The organism is Amycolatopsis sp. CB00013 (assembly GCF_001905755.1).
In the GTDB taxonomy this organism is placed as follows: domain Bacteria; phylum Actinomycetota; class Actinomycetes; order Mycobacteriales; family Pseudonocardiaceae; genus Amycolatopsis; species Amycolatopsis japonica.
In genome coordinates this window covers 574111-591151 of record NZ_LIWC01000004.1, presented here as the reverse complement: position 1 = coordinate 591151, position 17041 = coordinate 574111, and the positions used below count along the sequence as shown (strand labels likewise).

Here is a 17041-nt window from a genome sequence, read left to right as displayed (position 1 = left end):
GGTCAGCCCTTCACCGCACCGGACGTCAGCCCCGCCACGATGCGACGCTGGAAGAACAACACGAACAGGATGATCGGGACGGTGATCACCACGGCGGCCGCGGAGATCGTCCCGGTGGGGTCTTCGAACTGCGAGGACCCGGTGAAGAACGACAACGCCGCCGGGACCGTGCGCGAGGCCTCGGTCGAGGTCAGCGAGATCGCGAACAGGAAGTCGTTCCAGCAGAAGATGAACACCAGGATCGCGGTGGTGAACACGCCCGGTGCCGCCAGCGGCGCGATCACCTTCCGGAACGCCTGCGCCGGGGTCGCGCCGTCCATCTTCGCCGCCTTTTCCAGCTCCCACGGGATTTCCCGGAAGAACGCGGAAAGCGTGTAGATCGACAACGGCAGCGCGAACGTGATGTAGGGCAGGATCAGCCCCGGCCAGGTGTCGAACAACCCCAGCTCACGTTCGATGTTGAACAGCGGCGTCACCAGCGAGACCTGCGGGAACATCGCGATCAGCAACGACATCCCGACCAGCACCTGCTTGCCGGGGAAGTCCAGCCGCGCGATCGCGTACGCCGCCATCGTGCCGAGGACGACCGCGATCACCGTCGCGATGATCGCGATACCGATCGAGTTCACCAGTGCCCTGATGAACTCCGTGGTCTCGAAGATGTCGGCGTAGTTCTGCCACGTCCATTCCGACGGGATGAAGTTCCCGTCGTCCAAGGTCTCCTTGGTCTTGAACGAAAGCGAGACCACCCAGAGCACCGGGAACAGCGCGAACACGAGGACCAGGAGGTCGACGAGGCCCCATTTGAATTTGCGGCCGGGAGTGACCGCTCCACCGATGGCCATCAGCGCTTACCCCCATTGTCACTACCGGGTGCGGCCGTGCCGAACACCTTGATGAAGATGAACGCGATGATCGCCACCGTGATGAAGATCAGCACCGCCATCGTCGACCCGATCCCGAGGTTCAACCCCTTGACCAGGTTGTTGTAGGTCTGCATCGACACCGACGACGTGTCCTGCGCCCCGTTGGTGAGCACGAAGATGTTGTCGAAGATGCGGAACGCGTCCAGGGTGCGGAACAGCAACGCCACCAGGATCGCCGGCTTCATCACCGGCAGCATCACCTTCGTGAACCGCTGCCACGCCGTCGCGCCGTCCATCGACGCGGCCTTCAGCAGGTCGTCCGGCACCAGCGCCAGCCCCGCCATCAGCAGCAGCGCCATGAACGGCGTCGTCTTCCACACCTCGGCCAGCACGATGATCGCCAGCGAAGGCCAGTATTCGGTCAGCGGCGCGCTGTCCGGGAAGAACAGATTGGCCAGATAGCCCGTGTCCGGCGTCCAGGCGTAGTACCAGGAGAACGCGGCGACCACGGTCACGATGCCGTACGGGATCAGGGCGACCGTCCGCACGAGGCCCCGGCCGACGAGCGTCCGGTGCATGATCAGCGCCAGGCCCATGCCCAGCACGAACTCGATCACCACCGAAACGATGGTCAACCCCATCGTCGTCCCGAACGCCGTCCACCAATAACCGTTGGACAGCACCGCGATGTAGTTGTCGAGGCCGACGAACTCCTGCTGCGCCGGGAACCTGAGGTCGTAGCGCTGCAGGGAGAGCCAGATCGAGTAGATGATCGGATACCCGGTGACCGCGATCATCACGATCGCCGCCGGGGCGCACAACCACAGCCCGAGCCTGCGCTCGGCCTTCTTTCCTTCGCTGAGAACCGGTTTCGCCTTCTTGCCCGGTTTGCTCGCGGTCGCCGAACCGGCGGTCTCCTGCACGGTCACGGGATCACTCCCTTCGACTGGAGCGCGTCGGCGAGCTGTTCCTTCAGCTTCTCCGCCGTCTTCTGCGGATCGATTTCAGAAGGCGGGGAAAGCACCTTCGACAGCACTGTCGAGGCGTTCTGGTACGCCGGGGTCAGCGGACGCACCGCCGCGTCCTTGAGCGCGTCCAGGATCGTCTCCCGCATCGGGTACTTCGTTTCCATACTCGGGTTGTCGTCGCTCTGCGGCGCCGTCGCGTCGAGCGGCAGCGTGTCCGTGTAGAGCGATTCGATCGTCGGCGGGACGCCGTCCTTGAGCGCGGAGAACTTCTGGTTTTTCGCGCTGCGCAGGCACAGCGCGACCTCGGTGGCCTCGGCCTTGTGCTTCGACGTCGAACTGACCGCCAGGTTGTAGCCACCGATCGTGGTCTTGGCGGGCTTCCCCGCTTCGAGCTGCGGATAGGTGGTCCACTTGAAGTGCTTCAGCTCGTCCTTCTTCTCCTTGGCGTAGGAGGCGTAGACGAACGGCCAGTTCAATTCGAAGGCGGCGTTGCCGCGCTGGAAGGACTGACGGACCTCGTCCTCCTTCGAGTTGGTCAGCGACGGGTCGGTGATCCCGGCCGTGGTGACCTTCTTGAGCATCTCCAGTGCCTTGATCGCGCCGGCGTCCATCACGACCGACTTACCGTCGTCGGAAAGGATCTTCCCGCCCGCGGACTCGACGAGCGTGTTGTAGATGACGACGAGGCCCTCGTACTGCGCGCCGGTGAACACGACGTTCGCCGGTTTGCCCTGCGCCTTGAGCGCCTTCGCCTGGTCGATCATCTCGTCCCAGGTCTTCGGCGGCGTCGGCGTCAGCCGGTCGTCGTACCAGAGCAACTGGACGTTGGTGTTCTTGGTCGCCGCGTAGAGTTTTCCGTTCCACGTGGCGGTTTCGAGCGGTCCCGGCAGGACACCCTCGGTCGCCTCTGCCTTGGCCTCGCCCGTCCATTCGTCGATCCAGCCCGCCTCGGCGAACTCCGAGACCCACGTGACGTCCAGCCCCAGTACGTCGAGCGAATCGTCCCCGGCGGCCAGGCGGCGCACCATCTGTTCCCGCTGGCCGTCGGCCGGTCGCGGGAGCTTGTTGTAGACGACCTCGTACCGCCCGCCCGAGGCCTTCGTGCAATCGTCCACAACGGACTGGAAATTGTCTTCGGGCGCGTAGTAGACGTTGATCTTCAGTCCGGCATCCGAACCGCAGCCCGCCAGCAGGCCGACCGTCAGCGCTGTCGCGCCGAGTAGCGAGCCGGTGCGGCCTGGTGAGCGGCCCCTCCGGCTCGCGCTCATCCTCTTCCCCATGAGGCCTCCTCACCCGCGCACGCCTGGGGAACGGCGGCACTAGGACGCGTTGAAGAAGCCCGCGCGCCAGCACCCCGACGTGCTAGTGCTCGGGCGGACACGCTGGAGTACATGACCGCCCGACTGGTGTTGTGCAACCTATTCCGGGCGATCACCGCCCGCAAGCAGTATCGGTAACGATTCAGCGGACTGCACGACGAACAGGTGAACGAGTACCGCCGAATGTCATCCGGCGGGGCGGCCGCCCAACGCCAGCTGGGCCAGGAGCTCACGGCCCTGTTCGGCCGAACGCGGCTGGCAGAGTACGTCGTAACGGCCGGCGACCAGTTGGCTCGCGGAGGAGAAGTCGCGGCGGGACATGCTGTAGCTGATCGCGGCGAAGACCGTCCACGCCAGGATGCCGAGCACGAGCCCGCCGATCATGGGCTGCCAGGCGAAACCCTGGTTGTTGAACATGCCCAGCAGCAGACCGATGATCAGGCCGAACCACGCGCCGGACACCGCGCCGGTGCCCAGCACCCGTCCCCAGCTCAGCCTGCCGACGACGCGCTCGACGAGCATCAGGTCGACACCGACGATGGTCACGTCGGTGACCCCGAACTCCTTCTCCGCGAGGAAGCCGACGGCTTGCTGGGCTTCGCCGTACGTCGCGTAGGAACCGATCGGCCAGCCGGAAGGCGGTGTCGGCAGCCTGGGCAGCCCACCCGCGGCCCGGCCGCTTCCGCCAAAGGGAGCACTCACGTAATCACCTCTCGCCCGTCCTGGTCCATCTTCTCAAGGACGGGCGAAAGGCGCGAACGTTCAGGAGCGGGACTTGTACTCGCGGAGCAGACCCCGGCTGATGATGGTCTTCTGGATCTCGCTGGTGCCCTCGCCGATGAGCAGGAACGGCGCCTCGCGCATGAGGCGCTCGATCTCGTACTCCTTGGAGTAGCCGTAGCCGCCGTGGATGCGGAACGAGTCCTGGGTGACCTCGGCGCAGTACTCGCTCGCGATCAGCTTCGCCATTCCGGCCTCGACGTCGTTGCGCGCGCCGGAGTCCTTGAGGCGGGCGGCGTTGACCATCATCAGGTGCGCGGCCTCGACCTTGGTGGCCATCTCGGCGAGTTTGAACGCGATCGCCTGGTGCTCGGCGATCGCCTTGCCGAAGGTCTTGCGCTGCTGGGCGTACTCCACCGCGAGTTCGAACGCGCGGATCGCGATACCGCAGGCGCGGGCGGCGACGTTGACCCGGCCGACCTCGACACCGTCCATCATGTACGCGAAGCCCTTGCCCGGCGCTTCGCCGAGGACCTTGTCGGCACCGACCTTGTAGCCGTCGAACACGGCTTCGGTGGTGTCGACGCCCTTGTAGCCCATCTTGTCGATCTTGCCGGGGATGGTAAGGCCGGGCGCGACCTCGCCGAAGCCCTCGGGCTTCTCGATCAGGAACGTGGTGAGGTTCTGGTGGGCCTTCTCCGCGCCTTCGTCGGTCTTGACGAGCAGCGCGATCAGGTTGGAGCTGCCGCCGTTGGTCAGCCACATCTTCGAACCGTCGATGACGTAACCGTCGTCGGTCTTGCGGGCGCGGGTCTTGATCGCGGCGACGTCGGAACCGAGGTCCGGCTCGGACATCGAGAACGAGCCGCGGACCTCACCGGTCGCCATGCGCGGCAGGAAGTGCTGCTTCTGCTCCGGCGTCCCGTGCTGTTTGATCATGTGCGCCACGATGAAATGCGTGTTGATGACGCCGGAGACGCTCATCCAGCCGCGCGCGATCTCCTCGACCACGAGCGCGTAGGTCAGCAGCGATTCGCCGAGGCCGCCGTACTCCTCCGGGATGGTGAGCCCGAACAGGCCCATCTCCTTCATCCCCTCGACGATTTCGGCGGGATAGGTGTCGGAGTGCTCGAGTTCCTGCGCGCGCGGGATGACCTCCTTGTCCACGAACTGGCGGACCGTGGCCAGGATTTCGGACTGCACGTCGGTCAAGCCGGCGGTCTGGGCGAGGCGAGCCATCGCTGCTCCTAAATTCGCGCGCACCGGGCTCCCGGCGCTGGGTTACCGGTGAGTATGCCGTCTGACGTGGGACCTCGCTATGAGCGCAGTCACGCGTACGCCATCCGTGAGCATGCCACTACAGTGACAAGCCGATCACAGTCCGAGGGGGACGAAACGTGGCTCAGCAGCCTTTCGGCGGGTTCCCGCCGCAACAGCAGTACGCCTTCCCGAACCAGCCTCCGGCGCGGAGCAAGGATTCCGGCCTCGCGACGGTCGCCTTGATCTTTTCACTCTTCGGGCTGATCGGGCTGGTGTCCGTGATCCCGGGGATCGTCCTGGGGCACGTCGCGTTCGCGAAAGCCCGGCGCGGTGAGGCCGGCGGCAAGGGCATGGCGCTCGCCGCGTTCATCGTCGGCTACCTGATGATCGTCCTGTACGCCATCGCGATCCCGGTCCTGCTCAACGTCGCCGCGAAACACGGCGCTTTCCGGTAGCGATACGGTCCTCGTCTACGAGGGGACCAGCATGACGAATCCGCACGACCCGTATGGGCAGCAGCCGTACGGGCATCAGCCGTCCGGGCAGTTCGAGCAGCCCTACGGACTCCAGCCGTACCAACCGCCGCCGCAGCAGTACTACGTCCAGCAGGCCTATGTGCGGCCGCCGGACCAGGGCATGGCGGTGGCGTCGCTGGTGTGCTCGCTGATCGGGCTGCTCATGTGCTTCCCGGCGATCCTGGGGATCATCTTCGGGCACATCGCGCTCTCGAAGGCCAAACGCGGTGAAGCCGGCGGCCAGGGCATGGCGCAGGCGGGCATGATCATCGGGTACGTCGTCACCGGGCTGTGGCTGATCCCGGTCATCCTGTGGTTCATCTTCGTGGTGCTCGCGATCGGTGCCGCGGGCGTCTCGTGACCCGTCCCCGGACGATACGGTGGTGTCCCGCACGAACCAGGGGGCCAACCGGATGAGCAGTTCCGACTCGCAGGACACACCGTCGACGTCGTCCTACACCGACTCGAACACCTTCTCGGATCCGACTTCCGCGTCCTCGGCGTCCGAGACCGCGTCGAGCCCGCAGCCGTTCCAGCCGCCGGAGCCGTTCACCCCGCCCCCGCCGTTCGTGCCGCCCGCCCCGTTCGAGGTGCCTTCGGCTTCCGCGCCCGACCCGGCTCCTGTTCCCGAGCAGACTCCCGTCCCGGTCGAGACGTACGGGCAGACCATCGACCCGCTGACCGCCGAGCCCGTCCCGCCGCCCTTCACGGCTCCGGACACTTCGGTCCCTCCGGTGTACACGCCCGTGCCGTTGCCTGCCGCTTATCCGCCGCCGCAGCCGTACAACCCGTACGCGATGGCGGCACCCCCGCGTTCGCAGGACAACGGGATGGCGATCGCCGGGCTGGTGTGCTCGCTCGTCGGGATCTGCTCGTGCGTCACCGTGATCGTCGGGCTGATCCTGGGGCACATCGGGCTGGCGAAGGCGAACCGTGGCGAAGCGGGCGGACGCGGCATCGCGCTCGCGGCGGTGGTCATCGCGTACATCGTCATCGCGCTGTACGTCGGGTTCATCGGGACGATGATCATCCTCGGGGTGAACGGCGAACTCGATTAGCGTCGGGCCTCGTCCGGCCTAGAGGTCGGCCGTCGTCGCCGCGTTCTCCAACGAGTGCAGGGAGACATACCGCTGCCGCTGGACGAATGCCGAGCCTCTGCCGGTGCCGAGGTGGGGTAACGCCGCCCGTAGCCGCCGGTGGTCGGGATGGCCTGGACCGGTCAGCAAGAAGACCTGATAGCGGCCATCCCTCCAGTTCTCGTCCGACGCTTCGATGACTTTGGCGATCTTGCGGTCGAGCCGATCGTCGGAGGCACCGAGCCGCGCTGCCTCTTCCGAGGACCACTCGACATTGTCCCGGCGGTGAAGCACGGCGGGCACGTCGAGCTTCACCTGACGGTCCGCGTAGAACGCCACACGCTCGATCGGCCGGAATGCCCGCCCGGATTGGCACACGTAAGCGGAGCAGGTCTCGTACAGCGGCCAAGCGTGCTTCGCCGACACGACGACGGTGTCGTCGATCGTGACCGGTCGTTGTGCGTAGACGGTCATCAGTCCGCTGCACCGCTTCAGCCATCGCGCGGCATCCGCGTCGATATACGCTGCCAGTTCGAACATCTGGCGAAGCTCGAAGGGTATGTCGACGTTGATCGTCGAGTCGTGGTGCGCGAGCCGGTTCCGGAACTTGCGGACCCGCTCGACCGCGACGGCGACCTGTTTTCGCTTTCCCGACGAGTTCGGGAAAGCGCGATGAAGACAGTCGCGCCAGAGTTCCTCGTACTTGGGGCCGAGCAAACCGGACCAGAAACCGAAGCTCAACCCTGCGATGATCTGATGCCGGGTTTCCTTCCGCTGGGGGCGCAGCCGCTCCCGCACGGCGGCGACGGCCTCCGCCACATGGTCCCCTCCCGGAGTCGGCAGCAAGAACCACGGGATGCCGCACTGATCCTCTCGGAAGTGCTCGCGAAGACACCTATCCAGAGCGTTACGAAGGAGCACCTCGAGATGACCCACCACCTCGAAAGCGGCGGAGGACGTGCGCGCGCTCCACTCGTACAACCGCAGGGCCGCGACCTGGTCTCCCGACGCTCCTTCGAGATAGGGAGCCATTCGGGGTTCGGACAGCAGGTTCCAGACCATGGACTCTTCGGTCTCGACGGATGGCACCCGAAGATGCTACCGTCAGTGACGAACGCCCCAGTGTCGCCTCTGATGCAAGCGCCTGGGGCTTCTTCACGTCTCGGAAACTTGCCCCACGTCGCCCGGTTCCCTCGGCGCCGGCGCCACCTGACCATTGGCCGGCGCGTCCTCCGGAAGCGCCTCCTTCTTGGGCGTGTTCGCGTCCAGGAAGCGCAGCAGTTCCACCGGGAACGGCAGAACCAGCGTCGAGTTCTTCTCCGCCGAGACCTGCACGACCGTCTCCAGCAGCCGCAGCTGCAGCGCCGCCGGGGTGTCGGCCATGGTCGCCGCCGCCTGCGAGAGTTTGTGCGACGCCTGCAGTTCGCCGTCGGCCGAGATGACCCGCGCCCGCCGCTCGCGTTCGGCTTCGGCTTGGCGTGACATCGAGCGTTTCATCGACTCCGGCAGCGCGACGTCCTTGATCTCGACCCGGTCGATGTGGATGCCCCAGTCCAGCGCCGGGCTGTCGATCATCAGCTCCAGGCCCTCGTTCAGCCGCTCACGGTTGGACAGCAGGTCGTCCAGGTCGCTCTTGCCGATGATGGACCGCAGCGAGGTCTGCGCGACCTGCCCGACGGCCGAGCGGTAGTCCTGCACGTTGACCGCGGCCAGCACCGGGTCGATCACCTTGAAGTACACGACCGCGTCCACCCGCACGGTGACGTTGTCGCGGGTGATGCCGTCCTGTGCGGGGATCGGCATCGTGACGATCTGCATGTTGACCTTCTGCAGTCTGTCCGCGATCGGCACGAGCAGCGCGAGCCCCGGCTCCCGGATGGCCGGGCGCACCCGCCCGAACCGGAACACGAGACCGCGTTCGTACTGTTTCACCACGCGAAGGCTGGCCGCGAGCCAAGCTCCGCCCGCGACGGCGACCGCACTGAGAATCTCCACCACCATGGCTGCTCCCGGGGTTGTTCTCGCTGTTCACGGTACGCCCGGCGAGTCACGGGGGAAACACGGTGGACAGGCCTGCCAAGGTGGGTTCGTGACCGGTTTCAAGATCCCGCCCAAGTTCCTCGACCGCGCCGCCGACCTCGGCCCCGGAGCCGCCGAGTGGCTCGATTCCCTCCCGTTCCTCGCCGAGAAGTACACCGCCAAGTGGCAACTCGAATACGACGGCGAGGCCATGCACGGTTTCGTCGGTGTCGCGCAGCCCGTGCGCCGCGCGGACGGCTCCCCCGCGATCCTCAAACTCGGCTGGCCGCACGAGGAGTCCGACGACGAACCGCTCGCACTGTCCACTTGGGCCGGTCAGGGCGCGGTCCTGATGTACGACAACGTGCCCGAGGACGGTGTGCTGCTCCTGGAGCGGCTCGACGCCACCCGGTCGTTGGAAACGGAGCCGATCCAGGAGGCCGTCGAGACCGTCGGCGCGCTGGCGCGGCGGCTGGCCGTCCCCGCTCCCGAAACACTGCAGCGATCTCTTCGGGAAGAGGCCGCGGAGCTGGTCACCGAACTCCCGGAGACCTGGAGCGAACTGGGCGAACCGTTCGAGCGCAAGTACGTCGACGCCGCGGTGGAAATCTGCGTGAACCTCGGGCCGGAAGCCGGTGAGCTGATGGTGAACGAGGATCTGCACTTCGAGAACGTCCTCGCCGGGACGCGCGAACCGTGGCTGGTGATCGACCCGAAGCCGCTTTCGGGTGATCTGGAGTTCGGCGCGATCTCGATCCTCTGGAACCGCGCGGAAGAGTCCACAATGGACGACAAGCTCAAGTGGTTCTGCGCGGCGGCCGGGGTGGACGCGGAACGGGCGCGGGCGTGGACGCTCGTGCGCGCGGTGCAGAACTGGACCTGGCTGTACGAAGACCTCGCCGAGGGCGCCTCGCCCGAGACCATCGCCGAAGACCCGGCCTACGCCGCCGTCCCCGGAATCGCGGCGTGGGCATTGCGGTGATCACACGAATCGTCGCGGGCCCCGGGAGCGGATAACCTTCGGGCATGGCAGCCGTGAACAGGGTATTCGCAGCTCAGCTGGCCGGTTTGCCGGTTTTCGGGCCCGATGGCGAATCGATCGGCAAGGTGCGGGACCTGGTGGCGGGCCTGCGCCTCGATCAGCAGCCGCCGCGGATCCTGGGCATCGTGGTCGAGCTGACGACGAGGCGCCGCGTGTTCGTGCCGATGTTGCGGGTGACCTCGATCGAGCCCAGCGCGGTCACGCTCGCCACCGGATCGGTGAACATGCGGCGCTTCCACCAGCGGCCCAACGAGGTGCTCGTGGTCGGGCAGCTCTTCGACGCGTACGCCACGCTCGCGGGCTCGGACACCAGGATCACCGTCGTCGACGCCGCCATGGAACCGACGCGGACGCGGGACTGGGTGCTCGCGAAGCTCGCGATCCGCGAACGGTCGAGCAGGCTCGGGCTCGGCAGGCGGCGTTCGGCGATGCAGGTGCTGCCGTGGTCGGAGGTGTCCGGGCTCGGGCTCACCGACCTGACCGGCCAGACCCAGGGCGCGGCACAGTTGCTGATGTTGTTCGACACGATGCGCCCTGCCGACGTCGCCGCCACGGTCCGCGATCTGCCGCTCAAACGACGACACGAGGTCGCCGACGCGATGGACGACGAGCACCTCGCCGACGTCATCGAGGAGCTTCCCGAGGACGACCAAAAGGAACTGCTGTCCTATCTCGCCGAGGAACGCGCCGCCGACATCCTCGAAGCGATGGACCCCGACGACGCCGCCGACCTGCTGGCCGAACTGGCGCCCGCCGAGCAGAACCGCTTCCTGGAGCTGATGGAACCCGAGGAGTCGGCGCCGGTGAAGCGGCTGCTGGAGTACTCCTCCGACACCGCGGGCGGTCTGATGACCCCCGAGCCGGTGGTGCTGACCCCGGACGCCACGATCGCCGAGGCGCTCGCGCACATCCGCAACGCGGACCTCCCGGTGGCGCTGGCGAGCATGGTGTTCGTCTGCCGTCCGCCGACGGAGACGCCGACAGGGCGCTTCGTCGGCGTCGTCCACTTCCAGCGGCTGCTGCGCGAGCCACCCGCGGAGATGGTGGCGGCCGCCATCGACTCCCAGCTGCCCGCGCTGCGACCGAAGGCCACCTTGTCCGAGGTCACGCGCTACTTCGCCGCCTACAACCTCACCTGCGGGCCGGTGGTGGACGCCGAGGACCACCTGCTCGGCGCGGTCACCGTCGACGACGTGCTCGACCACCTGCTCCCGGAGGACTGGCGCGAGACCGGGCTGCACGACATCACCGGCGAGATCACCGAGGAGGCCGAACGTGCCTGAACTGACGTCCGGGCGGCGGCTCGACCAGCCCCGCGGCCAGAGCCGGTTCAGGCTGAACATCGACCCCGACTCGTTCGGCCGGTTCACCGAACGGATCGCGCGGTTCCTCGGCACCGGCAAGTACCTGTTCTGGCAGACGCTGATCGTCATCGTCTGGATCGTGCTGAACCTGGTCGCGGTCTCGCTGCGGTGGGACCCGTACCCGTTCATCCTGCTGAACCTGGCGTTCTCGACGCAGGCCGCGTACGCCGCGCCGCTGATCCTGCTGGCGCAGAACCGGCAGGACGACCGCGACCGCGTCTCCCTCGACGAGGACCGGAACCGCGCCGCGCAGACGAAGGCCGACACCGAATACCTCGCGCGGGAGCTCGCGTCGCTGCGGATCGCGCTCGGCGAGGTCGCCACCCGGGACTTCCTGCGGGGCGAGCTCGACCGGCTCCGTGAGGATCTTGACGCCAAGCCGCGCAAGGCCAAACCCGACCGCACGCCTACCGGTACGTAACATGGTGGGGTGACCAGTACGCAGCAACTCCCCAGCGTCGACGATGTCCGCACCGCGCTGAAGGCCGTGTACGACCCGGAGATCAAGAAACCGATCACCGAACTCGGCATGGTCAAGGACGTGGAGGTCGGCTCGGACGGTGTGGTCACCGTCGGGATCTACCTGACGGTCGCCGGCTGCCCGCTGAAGGCGACGCTGACCAACGACACCACCGAAGCCGTCAAGAAGCTCCCCGGCGTCAACGACGTCCGGGTCGAGCTCGACGTGATGAGCGACGAGCAACGCACGGAGCTGCGAAAATCCCTGCGCGGTGACGCCGCCGAACCGGTGATCCCGTTCGCGCAGCCGGGCTCGCTGACGCGCGTCTACTGCGTCGCGTCCGGCAAGGGCGGCGTCGGCAAATCCTCGGTGACGGTGAACCTCGCGGCCGCGATGGCCGAACGCGGGCTGTCCGTCGGCGTCGTGGACGCGGACATCTACGGGCACTCGGTGCCGCGGATGCTCGGCGCGCGGGAGAAGCCGACCAAGGTCGACACCATGATCATGCCGCCGCAGGCACACGGCGTGAAGGTGATCTCGATCGGCATGTTCACCCCGGGCAACACCCCCGTGGTGTGGCGCGGGCCGATGCTGCACCGCGCGCTGCAGCAGTTCCTCGCCGACGTGTTCTGGGGCGACCTCGACATCCTGCTGCTGGACCTGCCGCCGGGCACCGGCGACATCGCGATCTCGGTGGCGCAGCTCATCCCGAACGCGGAGATCCTGGTCGTCACCACCCCGCAGCAGGCGGCCGCCGAGGTGGCCGAGCGCGCGGGCGCGATCGCACTGCAGACGCGGCAGCGGGTGGCCGGGGTCATCGAGAACATGTCGTGGCTGGAGACGCCCGACGGCCAGAAGATGGAGATCTTCGGCTCCGGTGGCGGGCAGTCGGTCGCCGACTCGCTGTCGAAGTCGGTCGGCTCGACGGTGCCGCTGCTCGGGCAGGTCCCGATGGACCCGCGCGTGGTCTCGAACGGCGACGCGGGCACGCCGATCGTGCTGGCCGAGCCGGACGCGCCGGCGTCGCTCGTGCTCAAGGAGGCGGCGAAGAAGCTGACCGTCCGGGCGCGCGGGCTGGCCGGGATGATGCTGAACGTCACCCCCGCTGGCCGCTGACCGTCCCCCTACTCATGCATTTAGTCCTCTGGATGCGGTACTTGCGCACGCAAGGATCGCATCCAGAGGACTAAATGCATGGGGTCGAAGGCCTGGGTCAGGTGGCGTCCGGGTCGACCGGAGGGCGCTCACCGGGCTTCAGCGGCTCAGGCTGCGAAGCCGGCGCCGGGTGCCCGTTGGGCTTCGAGGCACCGTTGGCGCCGTTCGCCCCGTTGACGTTGTTGAGCCCCAGCGGATCCGTGTCACCGTCGAACAGGTGCTGGGTGACGACCCTCTTCGGGTCGAAGTTCCGCAGGCCGCGCAGATCCTCCAGCGGCTTGCGCAGCTGATCGAACTCCGGGCCCATCTCCTCGCGCAGCTGCGTCTTGGCCCCGGTCGCGAAGTCGCGGACCTTGCGGACGCTCTTCGCCACCCAGGACGCCGCTTCAGGCAGCCGCTCCGGACCGAGGATGAAAAGACCCGCGACGACGATGATGAGGATCTCTCCCCAGCCGACACTCTCGAACACCCGTGTGAACCTCCGCCTCGGCGTCTTCCCCGTTCAGGGTACCCGTCCGAACTCGCTAGTCCGAGGCCAGTTTCACGTCCACGACAAGTGAAGACCCATCCCGGACAAGCCGGACAGGGACCACTTCGCCGACTTCGCGGGCGCGGACCGCGACGAGCAGTTCCGCCGAGTCGCGCACGAGCCGGCCGCCGACTTCCGTGATGACGTCGCCTTCTTTGATCCCCGCCGAGGCCGCGGGGCCCCCAGGGGCGACGTTGCGGACCTGTGCGCCCATGGTGCTGGAGCCCGCGACGGTCGACGAAGCGTTGATGCCGATGTCGGGGTGGACGACCTTGCCGTCCTTGATCAGTGTTTTCGCGATCTTCACCGCGTAGTCGCTGGGAATGGCGAATCCGATGCCGATGCTGCCGCCTTCGGCGCTGGACGAGCGGATCGCCGAGTTGATCCCGACCAGCGCGCCGGTCGCGTCGACGAGCGCGCCACCCGAGTTGCCGTGGTTGATCGCCGCGTCGGTCTGGATGGCTTCGTAGATCACCGGCGCGCTGCCGCCGTCGCCGCCCGCGGTCACCGGGCGGTTGAGCGCGCTCACGATGCCGGCGGTGACCGAGTTCTGCAGCGCCAGCGGCGAACCGACGGCGATCACCGAGTCGCCGACGGCCAGGTCGGAAGACTTCCCGACCTGCAGCGCGGTGAGGTTCTTGACGTCGACCTTGACCACGGCCAGGTCGGTTTTGGCGTCGGCGCCGACGACCTTCGCCTCGACGCGCTTACCGTCGAAGAACACGGCGGTGACCTTGGTGGCCGCGTCGGCCGTCGCGGCGGAGATCACGTGTTCATTGGTGAGCACGTAGCCCTGGTTGTCGATGACGACACCGGAGCCCTGCTGGCCCGCGTCGGCGCCGGGTTTGAAGACTTCGAGGGAAACCACGGCGGGCGCCACTCGGTGGGCGATGTCCGCGATCGAACCCGCCGGACGCTCCTTGGCCGCGTCGGCCTCGGAGATGCTGGCCTGGCCGGTCAGTTCGGTGCCGGTGTCGGCGAACCACCAGCCGATCAGCCCGCCGACCGCGCCGATGACCAGCGCGACCGCGGCGAGCATCGCCAGTGCCTTCGTCTGCACACGCCGCCCGAAGAGGACCTCCGGAAGGCTCAGCAGCGCACCCTGCGGGCGCTTCGCCTGCTTCTCTTCTTCCGTGTCCTGCTGCACGGCGGGCCCGGCGAGCACCGCGCCGGAACCGGGATCACGCCACGGGTCCGACGTCGTGGTCCAGAGCGGGTCTTCCGCGCCGTTCGCGGACGGCCCGGAGCCGTTGGTCCCGTGCGGCCGCTCCAGCACGACACCTTCGGCGCCCGGCGGGCGACGGAAGGCTTCGGCGAGTGATTCCGGCGTCGGCGGCGCCAGATTCAGGCCCGGTGCGGGCTGTCCGTTCGGGCTGGGCTGGTACAGCTTGTCGAAGGCGCCATCGACGCCATGCGGCCTCCCGAACGTGGCCGCCTGCGCCGGATCGACGGCGGGCCGGGCCAGCGGGCGCGGTGCCAGCCGATCCCCCGCCGGGTCACCAGGCTGCTGCGGTTTCGCGTTCGGCTGCTCGGTCATCATTCCCCGGGGCTGAGATCAGGTTGGCCGGACGCGAGAGTACGCCAAGCCTCACCGTGGATTCTGCCGTGACCACGGTGAAGTGCGCGTTGATTCCCCGGACCGGACAGAAATGTGACACTTGCCGCGAAGATGTCTCACTTGTGGCACGCTGACGGCCATGTCGCAGAACCCGGGGGCCCCTTATCCGCCCCAGAACGTCCCTCACCAGCAGTGGCCGCAGCAGCAGGGCTGGCCGCAGCAGCCACCCCAGAAGAAGGGCATGTCCACCAAGCTGAAGGTGCTGCTGCTCGTGGCGGCGCTCGTCGTGGTCGGCGGCGGGATCGGCCTGGTCGTCGTGATGAAATCGGTCGCGGGGCCGGAGAAGCAGGCCGCCAAGGTGGAGGCCGGCGACTGCGTCCAGCTGACCGGCGCCGGCAAAGAGGCGGACGCGGTGAAGGCCGCCTGCGACGACCCGCAGACGCCGTACGTCGTGAGCGTCAAGGGCACGGTCAAGGGCGACTGCCCGGAGGGCTTCTACACCTACTCGGTGGCGACGCCGCTGCGCGGTGAAGGCGTCGGACTCTGTCTGGGGATCAACGCCCGGATTGGCCTGTGTTTCGACGACATCAAGACCAAGACCCCGCCGCCGCTGGTGAACTGCTCGGGAGCGCGGCTGAGGATCAGCGAGGTGTTCGGCGAGGCCAGCTACGTGAACAGCCCGTGCAAGGAGGGCACAGAAGAGGTGATCTCCTACTCGGCGTACGGCGCGACGCAGAAGTTCAAGAGCGCGACGATCTGCTTCGTCAAACCCTGACGAAGCGGATCAGCGGGCCGAGACGGGCATGGGCCGGCTGGACGTGCTCGGGCTCGGCGTGGTGCTGCGCGGCGGTTCCGGCTGGGTGCCGCCGCCCAGCTGCGCGGGCAGCAGCCCGGCGTTGACGCCCTGCGGCGGGGTGAAACCGGTGGCGGGCTGGTCTTCGGTGCCGTCACCCGAGGTCGCGACCAGGGCCAGGGCACTCAGCACCAAGCCCGAAACGACGACTCCGGCGCCTTGCGCGTACTTCCGCCGGGCGAGACCGAACCGCCCGCCGCCGAGGACGTTCGGCGACTGGCCCAGCGGCGCCGATGATCCCAACGGCGCTGTGCCTCCCAAAACCCCCGTACCGCCCAAGACCCCGGTGTCGCGAAGGCCGGCGACCCGGTCGGGGCGCTGGATGGCCACGAGCTGGCCGTCCGCGGTCATCGCCAGATTGTCCGGCGTGCCGGGAAGTTCGGTGTTCTGCGGGATGGAGCAAAGGCTGGCCAGGAAACCCGCCGACATCGACGGGGCTCCCGCCTGCTTCACGGCCGCGACGGCCTGGCGCTGGGCGGTCACCTCGGCGGCGCAGGACTGGCAACGGGCGATATGCGCCGAAGCCCTGTCCTGGGCGCCGAGGGTCAGCTCGCCGTCCACGAAGGCGACGATGGCGTCCGGAAGCAGATGCGACTCGGGGAGTCCCCAACCTCGCGGTGCGGTCATACCCCCACCTTCGCAGACTCCTGCGCCGCGGCGCGACGACGCTCCAAAGAAGCGCGAAGCGCCTGGCGGCCGCGGTGGATCCGGCTGCGCACGGTGCCGAGCTTGACACCGAGGGTGGCGCCGATCTCCTCGTACGAGAGGCCTTCGACGTCGCACAGCACGACCGCGGCACGGAACTCGGGCGGCAACTCGTCGAGCGCGGCCTGCAGGTCCGGGTCGAGATGCGTGTCCGAGTAGACCTGCTCGGGGCTCGGGTCGTCACCGACGATGCGGTCGGTGTCCTCGGGGAGGCCTTCCATCCGCACGCGCGAGCGGCGGCGGGCCATGTCGAGGAAGAGGTTCGTGGTGATGCGGTGCAGCCAGCCTTCGAACGTGCCGGGCTTGTAGGACGCGAGGGAGCGGAAGACCCGGATGAAGGTCTCCTGCGTCAGGTCCTCGGCGTCGTGGGCGTTACCGGTCAGGCGGTATGCCAGCCGGTACACGCGGTCGGCGTGCTCACGCACGACCTCGTCCCACGAGGGCGGCGTCCATGCGGCCTCGTCCACCGTCACCGGCGTGACCTGGTCCGCGTGCTGGTCCTGCATCGTGTCCTGCATCGGGGAAGTAGGCACCTCCATCAGCGTCTTCTCCCAACTACTCCACCCAACGCGGGCGATGAGCACGGTGTTCCCGTTGTCGAGGACCAGTCTGTCCGGCCTGCTTATGTTTCT

At 67.7% G+C, this 17041-nt stretch carries 19 protein-coding genes; 8 read left to right on the top strand and 11 right to left on the bottom strand.

The features are described 5' to 3' along the window. Positions 1 to 2: 2 nt before the first annotated feature. The 5 genes from AMK34_RS29570 to AMK34_RS29550 form a co-directional block, all read right to left on the bottom strand. Positions 3 to 845, bottom strand: a complete 843-nt coding sequence (locus AMK34_RS29570) for a carbohydrate ABC transporter permease (RefSeq protein WP_038519055.1) — start codon at positions 843 to 845, stop codon at positions 3 to 5. Continuing rightward, positions 845 to 1795 (bottom strand): carbohydrate ABC transporter permease, encoded by a 951-nt coding sequence (locus AMK34_RS29565; RefSeq protein WP_038519058.1) that lies wholly within the window; start codon positions 1793 to 1795, stop codon positions 845 to 847. Before AMK34_RS29565 ends, AMK34_RS29570 begins: the two co-directional genes overlap by 1 nt. Further along, on the bottom strand, positions 1792 to 3114 hold the full coding sequence (locus AMK34_RS29560) for an ABC transporter substrate-binding protein (protein WP_038519060.1): 1323 nt from the start codon (positions 3112 to 3114) through the stop codon (positions 1792 to 1794). Before AMK34_RS29560 ends, AMK34_RS29565 begins: the two co-directional genes overlap by 4 nt. Positions 3115 to 3339: 225 nt before the next feature. Beyond that, the gene (locus tag AMK34_RS29555; protein ID WP_073847524.1) at positions 3340 to 3855 is read right to left on the bottom strand and encodes a general stress protein; all 516 of its coding nucleotides are present in this window, start codon (positions 3853 to 3855) and stop codon (positions 3340 to 3342) included. Positions 3856 to 3915: 60 nt separating this feature from the next. Next, positions 3916 to 5112, bottom strand: coding sequence for an acyl-CoA dehydrogenase family protein (locus AMK34_RS29550; RefSeq protein WP_037332128.1), 1197 nt, complete (start codon positions 5110 to 5112; stop codon positions 3916 to 3918). 158 nt (positions 5113 to 5270) lie between these two features. Here AMK34_RS29550 and AMK34_RS29545 point away from each other — a divergent pair, with 158 nt between their 5' ends. The 3 genes from AMK34_RS29545 to AMK34_RS29535 are packed head-to-tail and all read left to right on the top strand — an operon-like array spanning position 5271 to position 6706. Next, the gene (locus tag AMK34_RS29545) at positions 5271 to 5588 is read left to right on the top strand and encodes a DUF4190 domain-containing protein (protein ID WP_051972673.1); all 318 of its coding nucleotides are present in this window, start codon (positions 5271 to 5273) and stop codon (positions 5586 to 5588) included. Between the two features lie 31 nt (positions 5589 to 5619). Next, positions 5620 to 6009, top strand: a complete 390-nt coding sequence (locus AMK34_RS29540) for a DUF4190 domain-containing protein (RefSeq protein WP_038519068.1) — start codon at positions 5620 to 5622, stop codon at positions 6007 to 6009. Between the two features lie 52 nt (positions 6010 to 6061). After that, positions 6062 to 6706: a DUF4190 domain-containing protein gene (locus AMK34_RS29535; protein ID WP_038524390.1), complete on the top strand. Its 645-nt coding sequence runs from the start codon at positions 6062 to 6064 to the stop codon at positions 6704 to 6706. A gap of 18 nt (positions 6707 to 6724) precedes the next feature. Here the strand turns inward: AMK34_RS29535 and AMK34_RS29530 are convergent, their stop codons facing one another. Both AMK34_RS29530 and AMK34_RS29525 read right to left on the bottom strand, forming a co-directional pair. Continuing rightward, positions 6725 to 7813 (bottom strand): hypothetical protein, encoded by a 1089-nt coding sequence (locus tag AMK34_RS29530; RefSeq protein ID WP_241832889.1) that lies wholly within the window; start codon positions 7811 to 7813, stop codon positions 6725 to 6727. A gap of 66 nt (positions 7814 to 7879) precedes the next feature. Further along, positions 7880 to 8725 (bottom strand): slipin family protein, encoded by an 846-nt coding sequence (locus AMK34_RS29525; RefSeq protein WP_073847523.1) that lies wholly within the window; start codon positions 8723 to 8725, stop codon positions 7880 to 7882. A gap of 88 nt (positions 8726 to 8813) precedes the next feature. Between AMK34_RS29525 and AMK34_RS29520 the strand changes: the two genes are divergently transcribed. Genes AMK34_RS29520 through AMK34_RS29505 form a run of 4 tightly spaced genes read left to right on the top strand, consistent with a single transcriptional unit; the run spans position 8814 to position 12725 of the window. After that, positions 8814 to 9725, top strand: coding sequence for an aminoglycoside phosphotransferase family protein (locus AMK34_RS29520; protein WP_073847522.1), 912 nt, complete (start codon positions 8814 to 8816; stop codon positions 9723 to 9725). 44 nt (positions 9726 to 9769) lie between these two features. Continuing rightward, complete coding sequence (locus tag AMK34_RS29515) at positions 9770 to 11068, top strand: magnesium transporter MgtE N-terminal domain-containing protein (protein WP_038519074.1); 1299 nt, start codon at positions 9770 to 9772, stop codon at positions 11066 to 11068. After that, entirely contained in the window at positions 11061 to 11570 is a 510-nt protein-coding gene (locus AMK34_RS29510) for a DUF1003 domain-containing protein (protein WP_037332140.1), read from the top strand. The genes AMK34_RS29515 and AMK34_RS29510 overlap by 8 nt, the downstream gene beginning before the upstream one ends. Positions 11571 to 11579: 9 nt before the next feature. Then, complete coding sequence (locus AMK34_RS29505) at positions 11580 to 12725, top strand: Mrp/NBP35 family ATP-binding protein (RefSeq protein ID WP_037332142.1); 1146 nt, start codon at positions 11580 to 11582, stop codon at positions 12723 to 12725. A gap of 97 nt (positions 12726 to 12822) precedes the next feature. On the opposite strand, the gene tatB is transcribed toward AMK34_RS29505, so the two are convergent. Then, entirely contained in the window at positions 12823 to 13233 is a 411-nt protein-coding gene (tatB, locus tag AMK34_RS29500) for a Sec-independent protein translocase protein TatB (protein WP_073847521.1), read from the bottom strand. A 55-nt stretch (positions 13234 to 13288) separates the two neighbouring features. After that, a complete protein-coding gene (locus AMK34_RS29495) occupies positions 13289 to 14830 on the bottom strand; it encodes a trypsin-like peptidase domain-containing protein (RefSeq protein WP_073847629.1) in 1542 nt (513 codons plus the stop codon). 160 nt (positions 14831 to 14990) lie between these two features. Between AMK34_RS29495 and AMK34_RS29490 the strand changes: the two genes are divergently transcribed. Continuing rightward, positions 14991 to 15626, top strand: a complete 636-nt coding sequence (locus tag AMK34_RS29490) for an LppU/SCO3897 family protein (protein WP_073847520.1) — start codon at positions 14991 to 14993, stop codon at positions 15624 to 15626. Between the two features lie 9 nt (positions 15627 to 15635). Here the strand turns inward: AMK34_RS29490 and AMK34_RS29485 are convergent, their stop codons facing one another. Both AMK34_RS29485 and sigE read right to left on the bottom strand, forming a co-directional pair. Beyond that, complete coding sequence (locus AMK34_RS29485; protein ID WP_073847519.1) at positions 15636 to 16331, bottom strand: anti-sigma factor family protein; 696 nt, start codon at positions 16329 to 16331, stop codon at positions 15636 to 15638. Then, on the bottom strand, positions 16328 to 16948 hold the full coding sequence (gene sigE / locus AMK34_RS29480) for an RNA polymerase sigma factor SigE (protein ID WP_037332153.1): 621 nt from the start codon (positions 16946 to 16948) through the stop codon (positions 16328 to 16330). The genes AMK34_RS29485 and sigE overlap by 4 nt, the downstream gene beginning before the upstream one ends. Between the last annotated feature and the right edge of the window lie 93 nt (positions 16949 to 17041).